At 68.3% G+C, this 17,008-nt stretch carries 16 protein-coding genes; 1 reads left to right on the forward strand and 15 read right to left on the reverse strand.

Annotated features, from left to right (window positions below):
• Window positions 1-105: 105 nt before the first annotated feature.
• The 7 genes from secG to BM272_RS12200 form a co-directional block, all read right to left on the reverse strand.
• A complete protein-coding gene (secG, locus tag BM272_RS12170) occupies window positions 106-456 on the reverse strand; it encodes a preprotein translocase subunit SecG (protein ID WP_093429067.1) in 351 nt (116 codons plus the stop codon).
• Window positions 457-467: 11 nt separating this feature from the next.
• Window positions 468-1,220, reverse strand: a complete 753-nt coding sequence (gene tpiA, locus BM272_RS12175) for a triose-phosphate isomerase (RefSeq protein WP_093429068.1) — start codon at window positions 1,218-1,220, stop codon at window positions 468-470.
• Between the two features lie 58 nt (window positions 1,221-1,278).
• The gene (gene glmM, locus BM272_RS12180) at window positions 1,279-2,634 is read right to left on the reverse strand and encodes a phosphoglucosamine mutase (protein WP_093429069.1); all 1,356 of its coding nucleotides are present in this window, start codon (window positions 2,632-2,634) and stop codon (window positions 1,279-1,281) included.
• 30 nt (window positions 2,635-2,664) lie between these two features.
• A complete protein-coding gene (folP, locus tag BM272_RS12185; RefSeq protein ID WP_162493635.1) occupies window positions 2,665-3,495 on the reverse strand; it encodes a dihydropteroate synthase in 831 nt (276 codons plus the stop codon).
• Between the two features lie 15 nt (window positions 3,496-3,510).
• The gene (gene ftsH / locus BM272_RS12190) at window positions 3,511-5,457 is read right to left on the reverse strand and encodes an ATP-dependent zinc metalloprotease FtsH (RefSeq protein ID WP_093429071.1); all 1,947 of its coding nucleotides are present in this window, start codon (window positions 5,455-5,457) and stop codon (window positions 3,511-3,513) included.
• A gap of 66 nt (window positions 5,458-5,523) precedes the next feature.
• Complete coding sequence (rlmE, locus tag BM272_RS12195; protein WP_093429072.1) at window positions 5,524-6,147, reverse strand: 23S rRNA (uridine(2552)-2'-O)-methyltransferase RlmE; 624 nt, start codon at window positions 6,145-6,147, stop codon at window positions 5,524-5,526.
• Window positions 6,147-6,356: a hypothetical protein gene (locus BM272_RS12200; RefSeq protein ID WP_143613270.1), complete on the reverse strand. Its 210-nt coding sequence runs from the start codon at window positions 6,354-6,356 to the stop codon at window positions 6,147-6,149. The genes rlmE and BM272_RS12200 overlap by 1 nt, the downstream gene beginning before the upstream one ends.
• Window positions 6,357-6,409: 53 nt before the next feature.
• Between BM272_RS12200 and yhbY the strand changes: the two genes are divergently transcribed.
• Complete coding sequence (gene yhbY, locus BM272_RS12205; RefSeq protein ID WP_093429074.1) at window positions 6,410-6,709, forward strand: ribosome assembly RNA-binding protein YhbY; 300 nt, start codon at window positions 6,410-6,412, stop codon at window positions 6,707-6,709.
• 2 nt (window positions 6,710-6,711) lie between these two features.
• Here yhbY and greA read toward each other — a convergent pair whose 3' ends face one another.
• From greA to grpE, 8 genes are all read right to left on the reverse strand, one after another.
• A complete protein-coding gene (gene greA, locus BM272_RS12210; protein ID WP_093429075.1) occupies window positions 6,712-7,194 on the reverse strand; it encodes a transcription elongation factor GreA in 483 nt (160 codons plus the stop codon).
• Complete coding sequence (gene carB / locus BM272_RS12215) at window positions 7,191-10,412, reverse strand: carbamoyl-phosphate synthase large subunit (protein WP_093429076.1); 3,222 nt, start codon at window positions 10,410-10,412, stop codon at window positions 7,191-7,193. Before carB ends, greA begins: the two co-directional genes overlap by 4 nt.
• Window positions 10,413-10,427: 15 nt before the next feature.
• Window positions 10,428-11,576, reverse strand: coding sequence for a glutamine-hydrolyzing carbamoyl-phosphate synthase small subunit (gene carA / locus BM272_RS12220; RefSeq protein WP_093429077.1), 1,149 nt, complete (start codon window positions 11,574-11,576; stop codon window positions 10,428-10,430).
• 138 nt (window positions 11,577-11,714) lie between these two features.
• Window positions 11,715-12,530: a 4-hydroxy-tetrahydrodipicolinate reductase gene (gene dapB, locus BM272_RS12225; RefSeq protein ID WP_093429078.1), complete on the reverse strand. Its 816-nt coding sequence runs from the start codon at window positions 12,528-12,530 to the stop codon at window positions 11,715-11,717.
• A gap of 12 nt (window positions 12,531-12,542) precedes the next feature.
• Window positions 12,543-13,070 (reverse strand): DsrE family protein, encoded by a 528-nt coding sequence (locus BM272_RS12230; RefSeq protein WP_093429079.1) that lies wholly within the window; start codon window positions 13,068-13,070, stop codon window positions 12,543-12,545.
• Window positions 13,071-13,107: 37 nt separating this feature from the next.
• On the reverse strand, window positions 13,108-14,262 hold the full coding sequence (gene dnaJ, locus BM272_RS12235) for a molecular chaperone DnaJ (protein WP_093429080.1): 1,155 nt from the start codon (window positions 14,260-14,262) through the stop codon (window positions 13,108-13,110).
• A gap of 116 nt (window positions 14,263-14,378) precedes the next feature.
• Complete coding sequence (dnaK, locus tag BM272_RS12240) at window positions 14,379-16,310, reverse strand: molecular chaperone DnaK (protein WP_093429081.1); 1,932 nt, start codon at window positions 16,308-16,310, stop codon at window positions 14,379-14,381.
• 98 nt (window positions 16,311-16,408) lie between these two features.
• Window positions 16,409-17,005, reverse strand: coding sequence for a nucleotide exchange factor GrpE (gene grpE / locus BM272_RS12245; protein WP_093429082.1), 597 nt, complete (start codon window positions 17,003-17,005; stop codon window positions 16,409-16,411).
• Between the last annotated feature and the right edge of the window lie 3 nt (window positions 17,006-17,008).

Genomic DNA, 17,008 nt, shown 5'->3' on the forward strand with positions numbered 1-17,008 from the left:
GCGGCGCGCACAAACTGTCAACCCTGACGGAATCGAATTTTTTCTTATAAAACAGACTTTTACACGAACCGGAAGGGGAATCTCCCCCACCGGTGTGCGCCCGCGCTACTCCGTGGGCGTGGGGACGTCGGAGGCGCCTTCGTCCGGGCGTGGACGTTCCTGCTCGCCGGCCGGTACCTGCTGTACCGGATCCACCTCGTCGGTGACGCTCTTGCGCGACACCTCCTGGGTGGAGAGATAGGCGAGACTCAGGCTGGTAATGAAGAAGATCGTGGCCAGGGCCGCCGTCCCGCGGGTGAGGAAGGAGGCGGAACCCTGGGCCCCGAAGACCGTCGCCGAGGCCCCGCTGCCGAAGGCAGCTCCCGCCTCCGCGCCCTTGCCGGTCTGCATCAGGACCAGGGCGATGAGCCCGCCGGTGGCAAGGACGTGGACGGTAATGAGGATGGTATAGAGCATGCTCGCTCCGGTTAGCCCGCCGCGCGGCAGATGGTAAGGAACTCGTCGGCATCCAGGGAGGCGCCGCCGATGAGGCCGCCGTCGATATCGGACTGGGCCATGAGTTCGGCCGCATTCGCGCCCTTCATGGAGCCGCCGTAGAGGATCCGCAGGGCGTCGGCCGTGGCCGCATCCCGGTCGGCCACCCGCTGACGGATGAAGGCGTGCATGGCCTGGGCCTGCTCGGGAGTGGCGGTATGGCCGGTGCCGATGGCCCAGACCGGCTCGTAGGCGATGACGCCGTCGGCCAGCGCGGCGGGGCCCACCGCGTCCATGACGGCGTCGAGCTGGGCACCCACCACCTGCTCGGTGGTGTCCGCCTCGCGCTCGGCCAGGGTCTCGCCCACGCAGAGGATGGGGCGGATGCCGCCCTCGCGCGCCGCGGCGAACTTGCGCGCCACGGTGTCATTGTCCTCGCCGTGGAGAGAGCGGCGCTCGGAGTGGCCCACGATGGCGTAGTGGCAGCCGAAGTCCTTCAGCATGGTCACGGAGACCTCGCCGGTGAAGGCGCCCTTGGGCTCGGCGCTGACATCCTGGGAGCCCCAGCGGATGGGCGAAGCCTCCAGCTGACGCTGGACATCGGCGAGGTAGACGAAGGGGGCGCAAACAGCCACCTCGGACTGCTCCACATCCCCGATACCGGCCTTGATGCCGTTGAGAAGCGCCTCGTTAGTGGCGCGGTCCCCATTCATCTTCCAGTTGCCGGCAACCAGCGGCTGTCGCATCGAGACCTCCTCGCCATCTGCAAAAACGGCGCAAGCTTACCGCCGCACGGTTCGAAGATCAATTTTCGACCCCGCCGGCGGCCTCCTCCCGGACGACGTGGGCCAGACGCTCCGCCAGCTCGCGCACCTGCTGCTCGTCCTCGCCCTCGACCATGACCCGGACCACCGGCTCGGTACCGGAAGGCCGCAGGAGGACGCGACCACAGTCGGCGAGGTCGGCCTCCGCGGACTCCACCGCCTCGGTGATGGCGGGGGAGGCGTGCACATCGATCATTCGTTCCACACGGACGTTGACCAGGGTCTGGGGGAGCTTGGTCATGCCCTGGCGGAACGACTCCAGCGTCTCACCCCGCTCAACCAGGGCGGTGAGGACCTGGAGTGCGGCGATGATGCCGTCACCGCTGGTGTTCCGGTCTCGGCAGATGATGTGGCCGGAGGTCTCGCCCCCCAGCAGCCAGTCCTCGGCGGCCAGCAGCTCGCTGACATAGCGATCGCCGACCTTGGCCCGGCGGAAGGGGATGCCCAGGCCCTGCAGGGCCAGCTCCAGGCCGAGGTTGGACATGAGGGTTCCGGCCACCCCGCCGGGAAAGCCACCGTTACCGTGGCGATGGGCGGCGATGATGTAGAGGAGTTCGTCGCCGTCCACGACCTCGCCGCCGGCATCCACCATGATCACGCGGTCACCATCGCCATCGAAGGCAACACCGAGGTCGGCCCGTTCGCGCCGCACGGCATCCTGAAGGGCCTCCGGCCGCGTGGAGCCGACCCCCTCGTTGATGTTCAGGCCGTCCGGGTCCACCCCGATGGCGGTGACGCGGGCGCCCAGCTCGGAGAAGACCGCCGGGGCCACCTGGTAGGTCGCGCCGTGGGCACAATCCACGACGATGTGCAGCCCTTCCAGGGTGAGGCCGTTGGGCACCGTCCCCTTGCAGAACTCGATATAGCGGCCGGCGGCATCGGGCACGCGGTAGGCCTTGCCCAGGCTGGCGGAGTTCCGGGTGGTCAGGGGCTCCTCCAGGAGCTCCTCGATGGCCTCCTCGGTGGCGTCGGGCAGCTTCACCCCCTCGGCGGAGAAGAACTTGATGCCGTTGTCATCGAAGGGATTGTGGGAGGCGCTGATGACGATCCCGGCACGGGCGCGCAGGGTCCGCGTGAGGTAGGCGATGGCCGGGGTCGGGATGGGTCCGAGCAGGTGGGTATCCAGCCCGGCGGCGGACAGGCCGGCCTCCAGGGCCGACTCGAACATGTAGCCCGAGATTCGCGTGTCCTTGCCGATGACCACCCGGCCGCCGTGTTCGCCCCCCAGCACACGACCCGCCGCCCAGCCCAGGCGGAGCACGAAGTCGGGGGTGATGGGGGGATGGCCCACGCGGCCGCGGATCCCGTCGGTGCCGAAATACTTCCTGTCGCCCAAGGCGAACTCCTCCCGTCCGGGTCAGGCGCCTCAGGCGTTGCGGACCGCCTCGATCATCCGCACGGCATCCACCGTGGCCGCGACATCGTGGGCCCGGATGAGGGTGGCGTTCTGCCAGACCGCCAGCGCCGCCAGGGCAAGGCTGCCCGGCAGACGCTCCTCCACCTTGCGCCCGAGGATCTGACCGATCATCGATTTCCTGGAAACCCCCACCAGCATGGGCAGCCCCAGCGACTGGAAGCGGTCCAGGTGTTTGAGCAGGGTAAGATTGTGCCCGAGATCCTTGGCAAAGCCGAAGCCCGGATCGATCAGGATTCGCTCACGTGGGATGCCGGCGCGTTCGCAGGCATAGACCCGCTCCTCCAGGAATTCCATGACGTCCGTAACCACGTCCTGGTAAAAGGGCTCGTCCTGCATGTTGGTGGGCTCGCCCTGCATGTGCATCACGCAGACCGCCACCTCCAGTTCGGCGGCGGTGGCCAGGGCATCCTCCTGACGCAGAGAGCGGACATCGTTGATCAGGGCGGCGCCGGCGCGGACGACCTCGCGCATCACCGCCGGCTTGCTGGTGTCCACCGAGACGGGGCACCCGAGGCGCTGGACCAGCGCCTCCACGACGGGTACGACACGCTGCAGCTCCTCCTCCTCGGCCACCGGGTCGGCGCCGGGGCGGGTGGATTCGCCGCCGACGTCGATAATGGTGGCCCCGGCCTCGAGCATGGTCTCGGCGCTCGCCAGCGCCGCTTCCACGTCGGTGTGGCGACCACCGTCGGAGAAGGAGTCCGGGGTAACGTTGAGGATCCCCATGACTCCCGGGCGATCCAGGGGGACGCCCGGCACGGGGGATTCGTGCTCACTCATGGGGTCGCGCCGCCCTCAGTGCTGGCCCGCGGGCCCGCCCAGGGGCGGATTGTCCGGACGGTCCTCGCCGGAGGACTCACCCTCTTCGTCGGCGGACGACTCGCCGGCACCGGAGGCCGGCGGCTCGTTGTCGCGCCAGTCGGCCGGCGGCCGGGGCGGATTGCCGTTCATGATGTCGTCGATCTGCCCGGAGTCGATGGTCTCGTACTTCATCAGGGCGTCGGCCATCGTGTGGAGCTTGTCCTCGTTGTCCCGGAGGATCTGCGTGGCCCGCTCGTAGTTCTCCTCGACGATCCGGCGCACCTCCTCGTCGATGGCCTGGGCGGTATCGTCGGAGAAGCCCTTGGACTGGGACATGGGCTGTCCCATGAAGACCTCGCCCTCCTCCTCGCCGTAGCTCAGCGGCCCCAGCCGCTCGGACAGACCCCACTTGGTGACCATGTTCCGGGCGATCTCGGTGACCTTCTGGATATCGTTGGAGGCGCCGGTGGTGACCTTCTCGGCCCCGAAGATGACCTCCTCCGCGATCCGGCCGCCAAAGAGCGAGCAGATCTGGCTCTCCAGCCGCTGCTTGGTATGGCTGTAGCGATCCTCCTCCGGCAGGAAGAGGGTCACGCCCAGCGCCCGGCCGCGCGGTATGATGCTCACCTTGTGGATCGGATCGTGATCCGGCACCAGCCGGCCCACGATGGCGTGGCCGGACTCGTGATAGGCGGTGAGCCGCTTCTCGTCCTCGGACATGACCATGGAACGGCGCTCCGCCCCCATCATGATCTTGTCCTTGGCCCGCTCGAAGTCCTCCATGTGGACCAGCCGCTTGTTGGCCCGAGCGGCGAAGAGCGCCGCCTCGTTCACCAGGTTGGCCAGGTCGGCACCGGAGAAGCCGGGACAGCCGCGGGCAACGATGGCCGGATCCACGTCATCGGCCAGCGGAGTATGGCGCATGTGGACCCGCAGGATCTGTTCGCGGCCCCGCACATCGGGAAGCGGCACCACCACCTGGCGGTCGAAGCGGCCCGGGCGCAGCAGCGCCGGGTCGAGGACGTCCGGCCGGTTGGTAGCGGCCATGACGATGATGCCCTCGTTGCCCTCGAAGCCGTCCATCTCCACCAGGAGCTGGTTCAGGGTCTGCTCGCGCTCGTCGTGACCACCACCCATGCCGGCGCCGCGCTGGCGGCCCACGGCGTCGATCTCGTCGATGAAGATGATGCAGGGGGCGTGCTTCTTGGCCTGCTCGAACATGTCCCGCACCCGGGAGGCGCCCACGCCCACGAACATCTCCACGAAGTCGGAGCCGGAGATCGAGAAGAAGGGCACCTTGGCCTCACCGGCGATGGCCCGGGCCAGCAGGGTCTTGCCGGTCCCCGGCGAGCCGACCATGAGCACGCCCTTGGGGATCTTGCCGCCGAGCTTCTGGAACTTGGCGGGATCCTTGAGGAAGTCCACCAGCTCCACGACCTCCTCCTTGGCCTCGTCGCAGCCGGCGACGTCGCCGAAGGTGACGTTGACCTGGTCCTCGCCGAGCATCCGCGCCTTGGACTTGCCGAAGGACATGGCGCCCTTGCCGCCGGCACCGCCGCCGCCCTGCATCTGGCGCATGAAGTAGAGCCAGACACCGATGAGCAGCAGCATGGGGAACCAGCTGATGAAGATCTGCATCAGCAGGGACTGCTGCTCCGGCGGCTTGGATTCGATGGCCACGTCGTTCTGGAGCAGATCCCCGATAAGGCCGGGGTCACCGGGGTTGTAGGTGACGAACTCCGAACCGTTACCGAGCTGCCCGCGGATGGTATCCCCATCAATGGTGACCTGGTCCACCTGGCCCGTATTCACCTGGTCCAGGAACCGGGAATACTCGATCTGCTGGGTAGGCGCCTGCTGGGGACCGAAGTTATTGAACACCGACATCAGAATGACGGCGATAACCACCCAGAGGATCACGTTCTTGACGATGTCGTTCAATGGACTGCCTCTTGACTCTCGTGCCCGGCGGCCCGCGCCGAGCACCGTTGTTCCAACTCGAGTACGTTACACCACCCGGAAGTCGCGGGCCAACACGTAGACTTCGGGGGATCGGGCCCGGGAGGCCTCCGGTTTGCGGGTCTTCACTCGCTGATAGCCGGCCTTGAGTCGGGCCATGAAGGGGTCGAACCCCTCCCCCTGGAAGGCCTTGGTCACCAGGCTGCCCCCCGGGCGCAGGACGCGCCCCGCCAGGTCCTCGGCCAGCTCCACCAGCTCCATGCTGCGCGGCTGATCCACGGCCTTCACTCCGCTCATATTGGGGGCCATATCGGAAAGGACAAGGTCTACCGGCCGATCGCCGACGACCTCCAAGAGCGCTTGCAGGGTCGCCTCCTCGGTGAAGTCGCCTTCCAGGATCCGTACCCCGGGGATGGGGTCCATGGGCAGGATATCCAGGGCGACCACCAGCCCGGAGTCGCCCACCTGCCGAGCGGCGTACTGGGACCAGGCGCCGGGGGCGGCGCCCAGGTCGACCACGGTCATGCCGGGGGCCAGTAGCTGCTCCCGCTCATCCAGTTCAGTGAGCTTGTAGGCGGCGCGGCCGCGGTAGCCTTCGCTACGTGCCCGCTGCACCCAGGGATCGCGCTCGTGTTCGTCCAGCCAGCGGCGGCTCGAGCCTCCCCGTGCCATCAGCCCCCCTCGCGTTCGCGGCGCCGGACCCACCAGGCGCGCCCCAGGACCCACAGGGCGGCGAGCAGCGAGAAGGCGGCCAGCCAGCCGGCCTGCGCTTCGGCGCCGGTAACCACCCGATGGATGACGAGCCAGGCCAGGGGAAGCAGGATGAGGATGAGACCGAGGTCGCGCTTGACGGCATTGAAGGGGCTGGGCGCCACTGTCATGCCGCCGGAGCCGCGGGTTACACTATCTTTTTGCCTTCGGAGCCCCATCACCCATGCCCCTGAATCCGCGCCAGCGCCAGTTCCTGCGCCGCCAGGCCCATCATCTCAAGCCGGTGGTCACCCTCGGCCAGGCCGGCCTCTCCGAGGCCGTGGCCGCCGAGGCGGATCGCGCCCTCACCGACCATGAACTGATCAAGGTGCGCATCGCCGCCGGTGACCGCGACGCCCGCTCGGCGATGTCCAAGGAGCTGGCGCGGCTCACGGCGGCGGAGACGGTCCAGGTCCTCGGCCGGGTGGTCATCCTCTACCGCGCCCCGGCCGAGGGCGAGCCGAAGATCGCCCTGCCCCGGTAGCCTCACTCGTAGCGGACCTCGGCGATCTCGTATTCCTTCAGACCGCCGGGGGTCTCCACGCGGGCAATGTCGCCCTCCTCCTTGCCGATGAGGCCCCGGGCCACCGGGGAGGTGACGGAGATGAGGCCCGATTTGATATCGGCCTCCTCGTCACCGACGATCTGGTAGGTAAACTCCTCGCCGGTGGCCTCGTCCACCAGGTCCACCGTGGCCCCGAAGACCACCTTGCCATCCGCCTTCACGGTGGTCGGGTCGATGATCTGGGCATCGGCGAGCTTGGATTCCAGCTCCTGGATCCGCCCCTCGATGAAGCCCTGCTGCTCGCGCGCGGCATGGTACTCGGCGTTCTCCTTGAGATCGCCGTGCTCGCGCGCCTCGGAAATGGCATCGATGACCTTGGGGCGGTCCTCGGTCTTGAGGCGATGCAGCTCCTCGCGCAGCTTTTCCGCGCCCCGCACCGTCAGCGGCATCTTCTGTTCGCTCATTGGGTCAGCTCCCTGTGCAGTCGCTGCATGCTGTTCACGTCGAAGGGGTCGTTCTGGTGGATGGCGATGGCCGTCGCCTCCGCCCCGGCCAGGGTGGTGGTATAGGTCACCTTGTGCATCAAGGCCTCGCGCCGGATCTCGTAGGAGTCGGCGATGGCCTGCTTGCCATCGGTGGTATTGATGATGAGGGCGATCTCGTCGTTCTTGATCATGTCGACGATGTGCGGCCGCCCCTCGGTCACCTTGTTCACCACCTCACACTCCAGGCCGGCCGCGCGCAGGACCTCGGCGGTCCCGCCGGTAGCCACCACCTCGAAGCCGCTGGCCACCAGGCGCTCCACCACCGACGCGATACCGCCCTTGTCGGCGTCGCGGACGCTGACGAAGACCCGCCCCTCCCGGGGAAGGATGACGCCGGCGCCGAGCTGCGCCTTGGCGAAGGCCTCGCCGAAGGTACGGCCCACACCCATGACCTCGCCGGTGGACTTCATCTCCGGGCCCAGCAGGGGGTCCACGTTGCGGAACTTGATGAAGGGGAAGACCGCTTCCTTCACCGCGTAGTACTGGGGCACGACCTCGCCGTGGATCCCCTGGTCGGCCAGACTGCGGCCGGCCATGCAGCGCGCGGCGATACTCGCCAGCGGGCGGCCGGTGGCCTTGGCCACGAAGGGGATGGTCCGCGAGGCGCGCGGATTCACCTCCAGGATGAAGACGTTGTCCCCCTGGACCGCGAACTGGACGTTCATGAGCCCGACCACGGAGAGCCCCTGGGCGAGCTTGCGCGTCTCCCGGCGCAGTTCTTCCTGGAGTTCGGCGCTCAGATGGTACGGCGGCAGCGAGCAGGCGGAGTCGCCGGAGTGGACCCCGGCCTGCTCGATATGCTCCATGAGCCCGCCGATGACCACCTCCTCGCCGTCGCAGACGGCGTCGACGTCCACCTCGGTGGCGTCGTCCAGGAATCGATCCAGCAGCACCGGCGCCTCGTTGGAGACCTGGACCGCCGCGTCCATGTAGCGCTGCAGCTCTGCCTTATTGTAGACGATCTCCATGCCGCGCCCGCCCAGGACATAGGAGGGGCGGACCACCAGCGGGTAGCCGATCTCGTCGGCGAGCTTCTCCGCCTCCTTCTCGGTCCGCGCGGTCCGGTTGGGCGGCTGGCGCAGGTCCAGGTCGTCCAGCAGCTGCTGGAAGCGCTGGCGATCCTCGGCCAGGTCGATGGAGTCCGGCGCGGTGCCGATGATGGGGGCACCCGCGGCCTCCAGATCCCGGGCCAGCTTCAGCGGCGTCTGGCCGCCGTACTGGATGATGATCCCCTCGGGCTGCTCCAGGTGGACCAGCTCCAGGACATCCTCCAGGGTCAGCGGCTCGAAGTAGAGCCGGTCGGAGGTGTCGTAGTCCGTGGAGACGGTCTCCGGGTTGCAGTTGACCATGATGGTCTCGTACTCGTCCTCGCGCAGCGCCAGGCTGGCGTGGACGCAGCAGTAGTCGAACTCGATCCCCTGGCCGATACGGTTGGGGCCGCCGCCCAGGACCATGATCTTGGGCTTGTCCGTGGGCGCGGCCTCACAGGCGCGCTCGTAGGTGGAGTACATGTAGGCGGTGGTGGAGGCGAACTCCGCCGCGCAGGTATCCACCCGCTTGTAGACCGGTCGCAGCCCCAGGTCCTGGCGGCACTTGCGCACCGCCGACTCGCGCACGCCGGTGAGCGTCGCCAGGCGGCTGTCGGCGAAGCCCAGCCGCTTCAGGCGGCGCAGACGCGGCTCGTCCAGGGCATCGAAGCCCTGCTCGCGGACCTCTTCCTCCAGCTGCACCAGGGCCTGGATCTGCTCCAGGAACCAGGGGTCGATGCCGGTGGCCTCCTGGGCCTCCTCGCGGGTCATCCCGGCCCGGAAGCCGTCGGCGAGGTACCAGAGCCGGTTGCTGCCGGGGAAGCGGCACTCGTGCCGGATCCGCTCCAGGGCGTCGGCCTCGTCGATATCCACCCGCTCGGTGAGGCCGTCGGCACCCGTCTCCAGGCTGCGCAGCGCCTTCTGCAGCGACTCGGGGAAGGTCCGGCCGATGGCCATGGCCTCCCCCACCGCGCGCATCTGGGTGTTCAGGCGGTCGTCGGCCTGGGGGAACTTCTCGAAGGCGAAGCGCGGGATCTTGGTAACGACGTAATCCAGCGCCGGCTCGAAGGAGGCCGGGGTGAGCCGGCCGGTGATGTCGTTGCCCAGCTCGTCCAGGGTGTAGCCCACCGCGAGCTTCGCCGCGATCTTGGCGATGGGGAACCCGGTGGCCTTGGAGGCCAGCGCCGAGGAGCGCGACACCCGGGGATTCATCTCGATGACGATCATCCGGCCGGTCTTCGGGTCCACGGCGAACTGGACGTTGGAGCCGCCGGTATCCACGCCGATCTCCCGCAGCACCGCCAGGGAGGCGTCGCGCATCACCTGGTATTCCTTGTCGGTGAGCGTCTGCGCCGGGGCCACGGTGATGGAGTCGCCGGTGTGCACCCCCATGGGGTCGAGGTTCTCGATGGAGCAGACGATGATGCAGTTGTCCGCATGGTCGCGGACCACCTCCATCTCGTACTCCTTCCAGCCGAGGACCGACTCCTCGATGAGCAGTTCGTTGGTCGGCGAGAGCTCCAGGCCGTTCTCGCAGATCTCGACGAACTCCTCCTTGTTGTAGGCGATCCCGCCGCCGGAACCGCCCAGGGTGAAGGAGGGCCGAATGATGGCCGGGAAGCCGATGCGCGCCTGGACCTCCAGCGCCTCCTCCATGGAGTAGGCGACATCGGACTCCGGGACCTCCAGGCCGATACGGCGCATGGCCTGCCGGAACTGGTCGCGGTCCTCGGCCATGTCGATGGCGTCCACCGAGGCGCCGATGAGTTCCACGCCGTACTGGCTCAGGACCCCCTGGTGGTTGAGGTCCAGGGCGCAGTTGAGCGCCGTCTGGCCACCCATGGTGGGCAGCACGGCGTCGGGCCGTTCCTTCTCGATGATCCGGGCGACGGTGCGCCACTCCACCGGCTCGATGTAGGTGGCGTCGGCCATGTCCGGGTCGGTCATGATGGTGGCCGGGTTGGAGTTCACCAGGATGACCCGGTAGCCCTCCTCCCGCAGCGCCTTGCACGCCTGGGCGCCGGAGTAGTCGAACTCGCACGCCTGGCCGATGATGATGGGGCCGGCGCCGATGACCAGGATGCTCTGAATGTCGGTACGTTTCGGCATGGGGGTGGCGCTACCTCAGTGGGCACTCCGGGAAGCCTTCATGAGCTCCACGAAGTGGTCGAACAGGGGGCGGACATCATGGGGACCCGGGCTCGCCTCGGGGTGGCCCTGGAAGCTGAAGGCCGGGCAGTCGGTGCGCTCGATGCCCTGGAGGCTGCCGTCGAAGAGCGACCGATGGGTCGGCCGGAGATTCTCCGGCAGGCTCGCCTCGTCGATGGCGAAGCCGTGGTTCTGGCTGGTGATCATCACCCGGCCGGAGGCGATGTCCTGCACCGGGTGGTTGGCCCCGTGGTGGCCGAACTTCATCTTCTCCGAGCGCGCCCCGCTGGACAGCCCCAGCAACTGGTGGCCGAGACAGATCCCGAACAGCGGCACCCGCCGCTCGGTGAGTTCACGGATGGCGTCAATGGCATAGTCGCACGGCTCCGGGTCGCCGGGGCCATTGGAGAGCAGCACCCCGTCGGGCGCCAGTTCCATGACCTCCGACACCGGCATCCTCGCCGGCACCACGGTGACCCGGCAGCCGCTCTCGGCCAGCATGCGCAGGATGTTGCGCTTGATACCGTAGTCGTAGGCGACCACGTGCCAGGGGTAGTGCTCCTCGATGGGGTGGGGCGCCTCCGGATACCCCTCACCGTGGCGCCAGGCCTTCTGGACCCACTCGTAGGGGGTGTCCGTGGAGGCGACGGCGGCGAGGTCCATGCCGGAGAGGCCGGGGAACTCCCGGGCGGCCGCCACGGCGGCGGCCTCGTCCACCTCGCCGGCCATGAGGCAGCCGCGCTGGGCGCCCTTTTCCCGCAGCAGGCGGGTGAGCTCACGGGTGTCCACCTCGGCGATGGCCACGGTCCCGTGGCGGCGCAGGTAGTCACCGAGTTCTTCCCGGGAGCGGTAGTTGCTCGCCTCCAGGGGCAGGTCGCGGACGATGAGGCCGGCGGCCTGGATGCCGTCGGACTCCTCGTCGTCCTCGTTGACCCCGGTGTTGCCGATGTGGGGGTAGGTCAGTGTCACCAGCTGGCGCAGATAGGAGGGATCGGTGAGGATCTCCTGATAGCCGCTCATGGCGGTATTGAAGACCACCTCGCCGACGCTCCGGCCCTCGCTGCCGATGGCGACGCCGTGGAAGATCGTCCCGTCCTCCAGGGCGAGAATGGCAGGCTTTTCCAAGGCAACCCTCCGGTCTGGACATGCAAAGCGGGAGCACCCCTCGGGGTGACTCCCGCACAACGTTCATCGTCGACTCGTGAATGGCGTCAGTTTAATGGACCCCCGCACAGGCCGACAAGCGCCCGATACCCCGGGTGGTCAGCCACCGGCCCCGCGCAGACCGAGGACATCCTCCATGTCGTAGAGCCCGGGCTTCTGCCCCGCCAGCCAGGTGGCCGCCCGGACCGCGCCGCTGGCGAAGGTCTGGCGGCTGGAGGCCTTGTGGGTGATCTCCAGGCGCTCACCGTCGCCGGCAAAGAGCACCGTGTGCTCGCCGACGATATCCCCGGCCCGGATGGTCTCGAAGCCGATGGTATGGCGATCCCGCTCGCCGGTGTGGCCGTGGCGGCCGTAGATGGCGTGCTCGGACAGGTCGCGACCGGTGGCCTCGGCCACCACCTCGCCCATGCGCAGGGCGGTCCCGGAGGGGGCGTCCACCTTGTGGCGGTGGTGGGCCTCGATGACCTCCACGTCCACGGTGTCCCCCAGGGCCCGGGCGGCCAGTTCCAGCAGCTTGAGGCTGAGATTCACCCCGGCGCTCATGTTCGGGGCGAAGACCACGCCCACCGACTCGGCGGTAGCCGCGATAGCGCGCTTGCCCGCCTCGTCGAAGCCGGTGGTCCCGATGACCAGGCCACAGCCGGCGCGCTGGCAGGCGGTAAGGTAGGCCAGGGTCGCCTCCGGCCGGGTGAAGTCGATGAGGACATCGCACTTCGCTGCCGCCGCCTCGATATCGTGGCCGATGGGCACACCCAGCGCGCCCTCCCCGGCCAGGGTCCCGGCATCGGTGCCGATGACCTCGCTGTCGGGATGCTCCACGGCCGCCGCCAGCTCCGCCCCGTCGGCGGCGGCCACGGCGGTGACCAGGTTGCGCCCCATGCGCCCGCCGGCGCCGGTGACTCCGATTCGGGCCATTATGCGTCTCCCCTACCAGGCGATATAGGCGTAGCCATCTTGCTGCAGCTCCATGAGTTCGGCGGCGCCGACCTGGACCACGCGGGCGAAGTCGACCATGTCGTCCTCGCCCCAGCCCAGGCCCTCCATGGTATTGCCGCAGGCGACGAAGTCCACGCCGTACTGGGAGAGGCTGGAGATCCGCTGCTGGATCTCCTCGCTCACCGGCCGTTCCGGCTCCTTCGCCAGGGTGTGGATACCCTCGGCGAAGGCGACCACGGCCACCTCCACGTTGTCCCCGTAGCGGCGGATCATCTCGCCCACGGAGAAGATGACGTGGTCGTGGTAGTCGGGATCGGCCCGGTTGAGCTGGTAGACCACCTTGTGCTCGGCCGGGTCCCCGGGGAAGCGCATCTCGTCCGCCGATTCCTGGGCCCGCGCCCGGCCCCCGAGCAGCCAGCCGGCGGCGCCGGCGGCCAGGGCCCCCACACCGCCGAGCATGCGCCGTCGGCCGGAATCGACGGCCGGCGTCGTGGTTTCCGTCTCGCCTCTGCGTTCCATATCGCTACCCCTCTGGCTGTGGCCGTTCACCTACCGCCTACGACTTCAGGCTATCGAAGAAGTTCTTCACCCCGTCCAGCCAGGAATGGGCGCGCGGCCGGTGGGTGGCGCGATCCTGATGGAGGGATTCCTCCAGCTCCTCCAGGAGTTCGCGCTGGCGCTCGTTGAGCTTCACCGGCGTCTCCACCACCACGCGGCAGACCAGATCGCCGGCGTCGCCGCCGCGCACCGACTGGACCCCCTTGCCGCGCAGGCGGAAGGCCTTGCCGGTCTGGGTCTCCGCCGGGACCTTCACCGAGGCCTTGCCCTCCAGCGTCGGCACCTCCAGCTCGCCGCCCAGGGCGGCGGTGGCGAAGGAGATGGGCACCTCGCAGTGGAGGTCGTTGCCCTCGCGCCGGAAGATGGAGTGGGGCTTGACCTGGATGTGGACATAGAGGTCGCCGGCCGGTCCGCCGTTCTCGCCGGGCTCGCCCTCGCCGGCGAGCCGGATGCGGTCGCCGGTATCGACGCCGGCGGGCACCTTCACCGAGAGGGTGCGCTCCTCTTCCACCCGGCCCTGGCCGTGGCAGTCGGGGCAGGGGTCGGTGACCACCTGGCCCTGGCCATGGCACTGCGGGCAGGGCTGCTGGATGGTAAAGAAGCCCTGCTGCATCCGCACCTGGCCCTGACCGTGGCAGGTGGGGCACTCCTGGGGCTTGCTGCCGGGCCTGGCCCCGGAACCCTCGCAGGTCTCGCAAGCCTTGGCGGCCGGGAAGCGGATCTTCACCGTGGTCCCGGCGACGGCGTCCTCCAGGTCCAGGGAGAGGTTGTAGCGCAGGTCGGCGCCGCGGAAGACCTGCGGCCCGCCGCGGCGACCACCGCCGCCCCCGCCGAAGATGTCCCCGAAGATATCGCCGAAGATGTCGTTGAAGCCGCCGGCCCCGCCGCCGAAGCCACCGAAGCCGCCGCCTCCGCCCATGCCGCCGCCTTCCACGCCGGCGTGGCCGAACTGGTCGTAGGCGGCCCGCTTCTGGGAGTCGCTGAGGACGTCGTAGGCCTCCCGGGCCTCCTTGAAGAGGCGATCGGCCTCCTCGTCATCCGGATTGCGGTCCGGATGGTACTTCATGGCCATGCGCTTGAAGGCCTTCTTGATCTCGGCCTCGCTGGCATTCTTCTGGATGCCGAGGATCTCGTAGTAGTCGCGTTTTGCCATGATCCCTTCGCTGTTCGGGCACCGCTCGCGGTGCGTTTACCAAGGTCCCGACGTGCAAAGACAGGCGAGGTCGCCCCCGCCTGTCGGACCGTCGGCCGGACCGCTACCTTCGCGGTCTAGCTCTGGTTGCGCTTGTCGTCGTCGACCTCTTCGAACTCGGCGTCGACCACGTCGTCATCGGCGGAACCGCTGCCCGCCTGCTGGCCGCCGGCGGCCTCTTCACCGCTGCCGGCCTGCTGGTAGGCCCGCTCGGCCATGCCGGACGACGCCTCGGAGAGCGCCTGCATCTTGGTCTCGATGGCCTCCTTGTCCTCGCCCTCCATGGCCTCCTCGAGCTCCTTGATGGCGTTCTCGATGGTCTCCTTCTCGTCGCCGCCGAGGTCATCGCCGAGATCGGACATCGCCTTGCGGGTGGCGTGGATGAGGTTGTCCGCCTGGTTGCGGGCCTCCACCACCTCGCGGAACTTCTGGTCGTCCGCGGCGTGCTGCTCGGCATCCTGCACCATCTGCTCGATCTCGTCCTCGGAGAGGCCGCTGGAGGCGCGGATGGTGATGGACTGCTCGCGCCCGGTGGCCTTGTCCTTGGCGGAGACGTTGAGGATACCGTTGGCGTCGATGTCGAAGGTCACCTCGATCTGCGGCACCCCGCGGGCGGCCGGCGGGATGTCGGAGAGGTCGAACCGGCCCAGGGACTTGTTCTCCGAGGCCTTCTCGCGCTCGCCCTGGAGGACGTGGACGGTCACGGCCGTCTGGTTGTCCTCGGCGGTGGAGAAGACCTGGCTCGCCTTGGTCGGGATGGTGGTGTTCTTCTCGATGAGCTTGGTCATCACACCGCCCATGGTCTCGATACCCAGGGAGAGCGGGGTGACGTCCAGCAGCAGCACGTCCTTGACGTCACCGCCCAGGACGCCGGCCTGGATGGAAGCACCCACGGCCACCGCCTCGTCCGGGTTCACGTCCCTGCGCGGATCCTTGCCGAAGAACTCCTTCACCCCCTCCTGCACCTTGGGCATGCGGGTCTGACCGCCCACGAGGATGACATCGTCGACATCGGAGGCGGAGAGGCCGGCATCGGAGAGCGCGGTCTTGCAGGGGTCGATGGAGCGCTGCACCAGGTCCTCCACCAGGGACTCCAGCTTGGCCCGGGTCACCTTGACGTTGAGGTGCTTGGGCCCGGTCTGGTCGGCGGTGACGTAGGGCAGGTTCACCTCGGTCTGCTGGGCGGAGGAGAGCTCGATCTTCGCCTTCTCCGCCGCCTCGCGCAGGCGCTGCATGGCCAGGTGATCCTGGCGCAGGTCGATACCCTGGTCCTTCTGGAACTCGTCGGCCAGGTACTCGATGAGGCGGCTGTCGAAGTCCTCACCACCCAGGAAGGTGTCGCCGCTGGTGGAGAGCACCTCGATCTGGTGCTCGCCCTCGATGTCGGCCACCTCGATGATGGAGATGTCGAAGGTGCCGCCACCCAGGTCGTAGACCGCCACCTTGCGGTCGCCGCGCTGCTTGTCCATGCCGTAGGCCAGGGCCGCGGCAGTGGGCTCGTTGATGATGCGCTTGACCTCGAGGCCGGCGATCTTGCCGGCGTCCTTGGTGGCCTGGCGCTGGGAGTCGTTGAAGTAGGCCGGGACCGTGATGACGGCCTCGGTGACCTCTTCGCCGAGGTAGTCCTCGGCGGTCTTCTTCATCTTCTGCAGGACCCGCGCGGAGATCTCCGGCGGGGCCATCTTCTTGTCCTTGACCTCCACCCAGGCGTCGCCGTTGTCGGCCTTGACGATCTTGTAGGAGACCAGGTCGATGTCCTTCTGGACCTCGTCGTCCTCGAACTTGCGGCCAATGAGGCGCTTGACGGCGTGGAGGGTGTTCTGGGGGTTGGTGACCGCCTGGCGCTTGGCCGGCTGTCCGACCAGGACCTCGTCGTCGTCGGCGAAGGCGACGACGGAGGGCGTGGTGCGGTCCCCCTCGCTGTTCTCGATTACCCGGGCCTGGCCGCCCTCCATGACGGCGACGCAGGAATTGGTGGTACCCAGGTCGATGCCGATAATCTTGCCCATTGTCTTGACTCCGATTCTGATTCGCGTGAATTCGTCGATGCTGCGTGAATCTTGACTCTCAGGTGGGGCGCCCTGCCTCCCCTTTCAAGGGGCTCCGCTCAGGAGTCGGCCGGCGCCTTGGCCACCATGACCATGGCCGGCCGCAGGAGCCGGTCATTGAGGAGGTAGCCCTTCTGCATCACGGCGGTCACCCCGTTGGGCGCCACCTCGGTGGATTCCTGGGTGGACATGGCCTGATGCCGCTCCGGGTCCAGCGTGTCGCCGATGGCCGGCTCCACCGGCTGGATCCCGAACTTCTCCACCGCCGAGCGCAGCTGCTTGAGGGTCAGCTCCATGCCCTCGCGGGTCTTGGCGGCCACATCGCTGCCGCCGTCATCGTCCGGGATGCTGGCCAGGCCCATCTCCAGGCTGTCGATGACCGGCAGGAGTTCGTTGGCGAACTTCTCCAGGCCGTACTTGTGGGCGTTCTCCAGCTCCTTCTCGTGGCGGCGCCGGAGGTTCTCCATCTCCGCGTGGGCCCGGAGGTAGTGGTTCCAGTTCTCGTCCGCCTTGGCGCGCAGGTCCTCCAGGAGCGCCTCGGGGTGCTCCTCCAGATGGGCCTCGGAGTCCTCTTCCAGGGGGGCCTCGCCCTGCTCGCCGGTCACCTCTTGGGTCGGCTCTTCCGCCGGTTGCTGCTCGTCGTCTCGTTCCGCCATGGG

Origin of the sequence: Thiohalospira halophila DSM 15071 (assembly GCF_900112605.1) — a bacterium.
In the GTDB taxonomy this organism is placed as follows: domain Bacteria; phylum Pseudomonadota; class Gammaproteobacteria; order Thiohalospirales; family Thiohalospiraceae; genus Thiohalospira; species Thiohalospira halophila.

Coding starts and splice junctions, on each gene's coding strand:
- secG (WP_093429067.1), bottom strand. CDS start 456: ATGCTCTATACCATCCTCATTACCGTCCACGTCCTTGCCACCGGCGGG.
- tpiA (WP_093429068.1), bottom strand. CDS start 1,220: ATGCGACAGCCGCTGGTTGCCGGCAACTGGAAGATGAATGGGGACCGC.
- folP (WP_162493635.1), bottom strand. CDS start 3,495: ATGAGTGAGCACGAATCCCCCGTGCCGGGCGTCCCCCTGGATCGCCCG.
- rlmE (WP_093429072.1), bottom strand. CDS start 6,147: ATGGCACGGGGAGGCTCGAGCCGCCGCTGGCTGGACGAACACGAGCGC.
- BM272_RS12200 (WP_143613270.1), bottom strand. CDS start 6,356: ATGACAGTGGCGCCCAGCCCCTTCAATGCCGTCAAGCGCGACCTCGGT.
- yhbY (WP_093429074.1), top strand. CDS start 6,410: ATGCCCCTGAATCCGCGCCAGCGCCAGTTCCTGCGCCGCCAGGCCCAT.
- greA (WP_093429075.1), bottom strand. CDS start 7,194: ATGAGCGAACAGAAGATGCCGCTGACGGTGCGGGGCGCGGAAAAGCTG.
- carB (WP_093429076.1), bottom strand. CDS start 10,412: ATGCCGAAACGTACCGACATTCAGAGCATCCTGGTCATCGGCGCCGGC.
- dapB (WP_093429078.1), bottom strand. CDS start 12,530: ATGGCCCGAATCGGAGTCACCGGCGCCGGCGGGCGCATGGGGCGCAAC.
- BM272_RS12230 (WP_093429079.1), bottom strand. CDS start 13,070: ATGGAACGCAGAGGCGAGACGGAAACCACGACGCCGGCCGTCGATTCC.
- dnaJ (WP_093429080.1), bottom strand. CDS start 14,262: ATGGCAAAACGCGACTACTACGAGATCCTCGGCATCCAGAAGAATGCC.
- dnaK (WP_093429081.1), bottom strand. CDS start 16,310: ATGGGCAAGATTATCGGCATCGACCTGGGTACCACCAATTCCTGCGTC.
- grpE (WP_093429082.1), bottom strand. CDS start 17,005: ATGGCGGAACGAGACGACGAGCAGCAACCGGCGGAAGAGCCGACCCAA.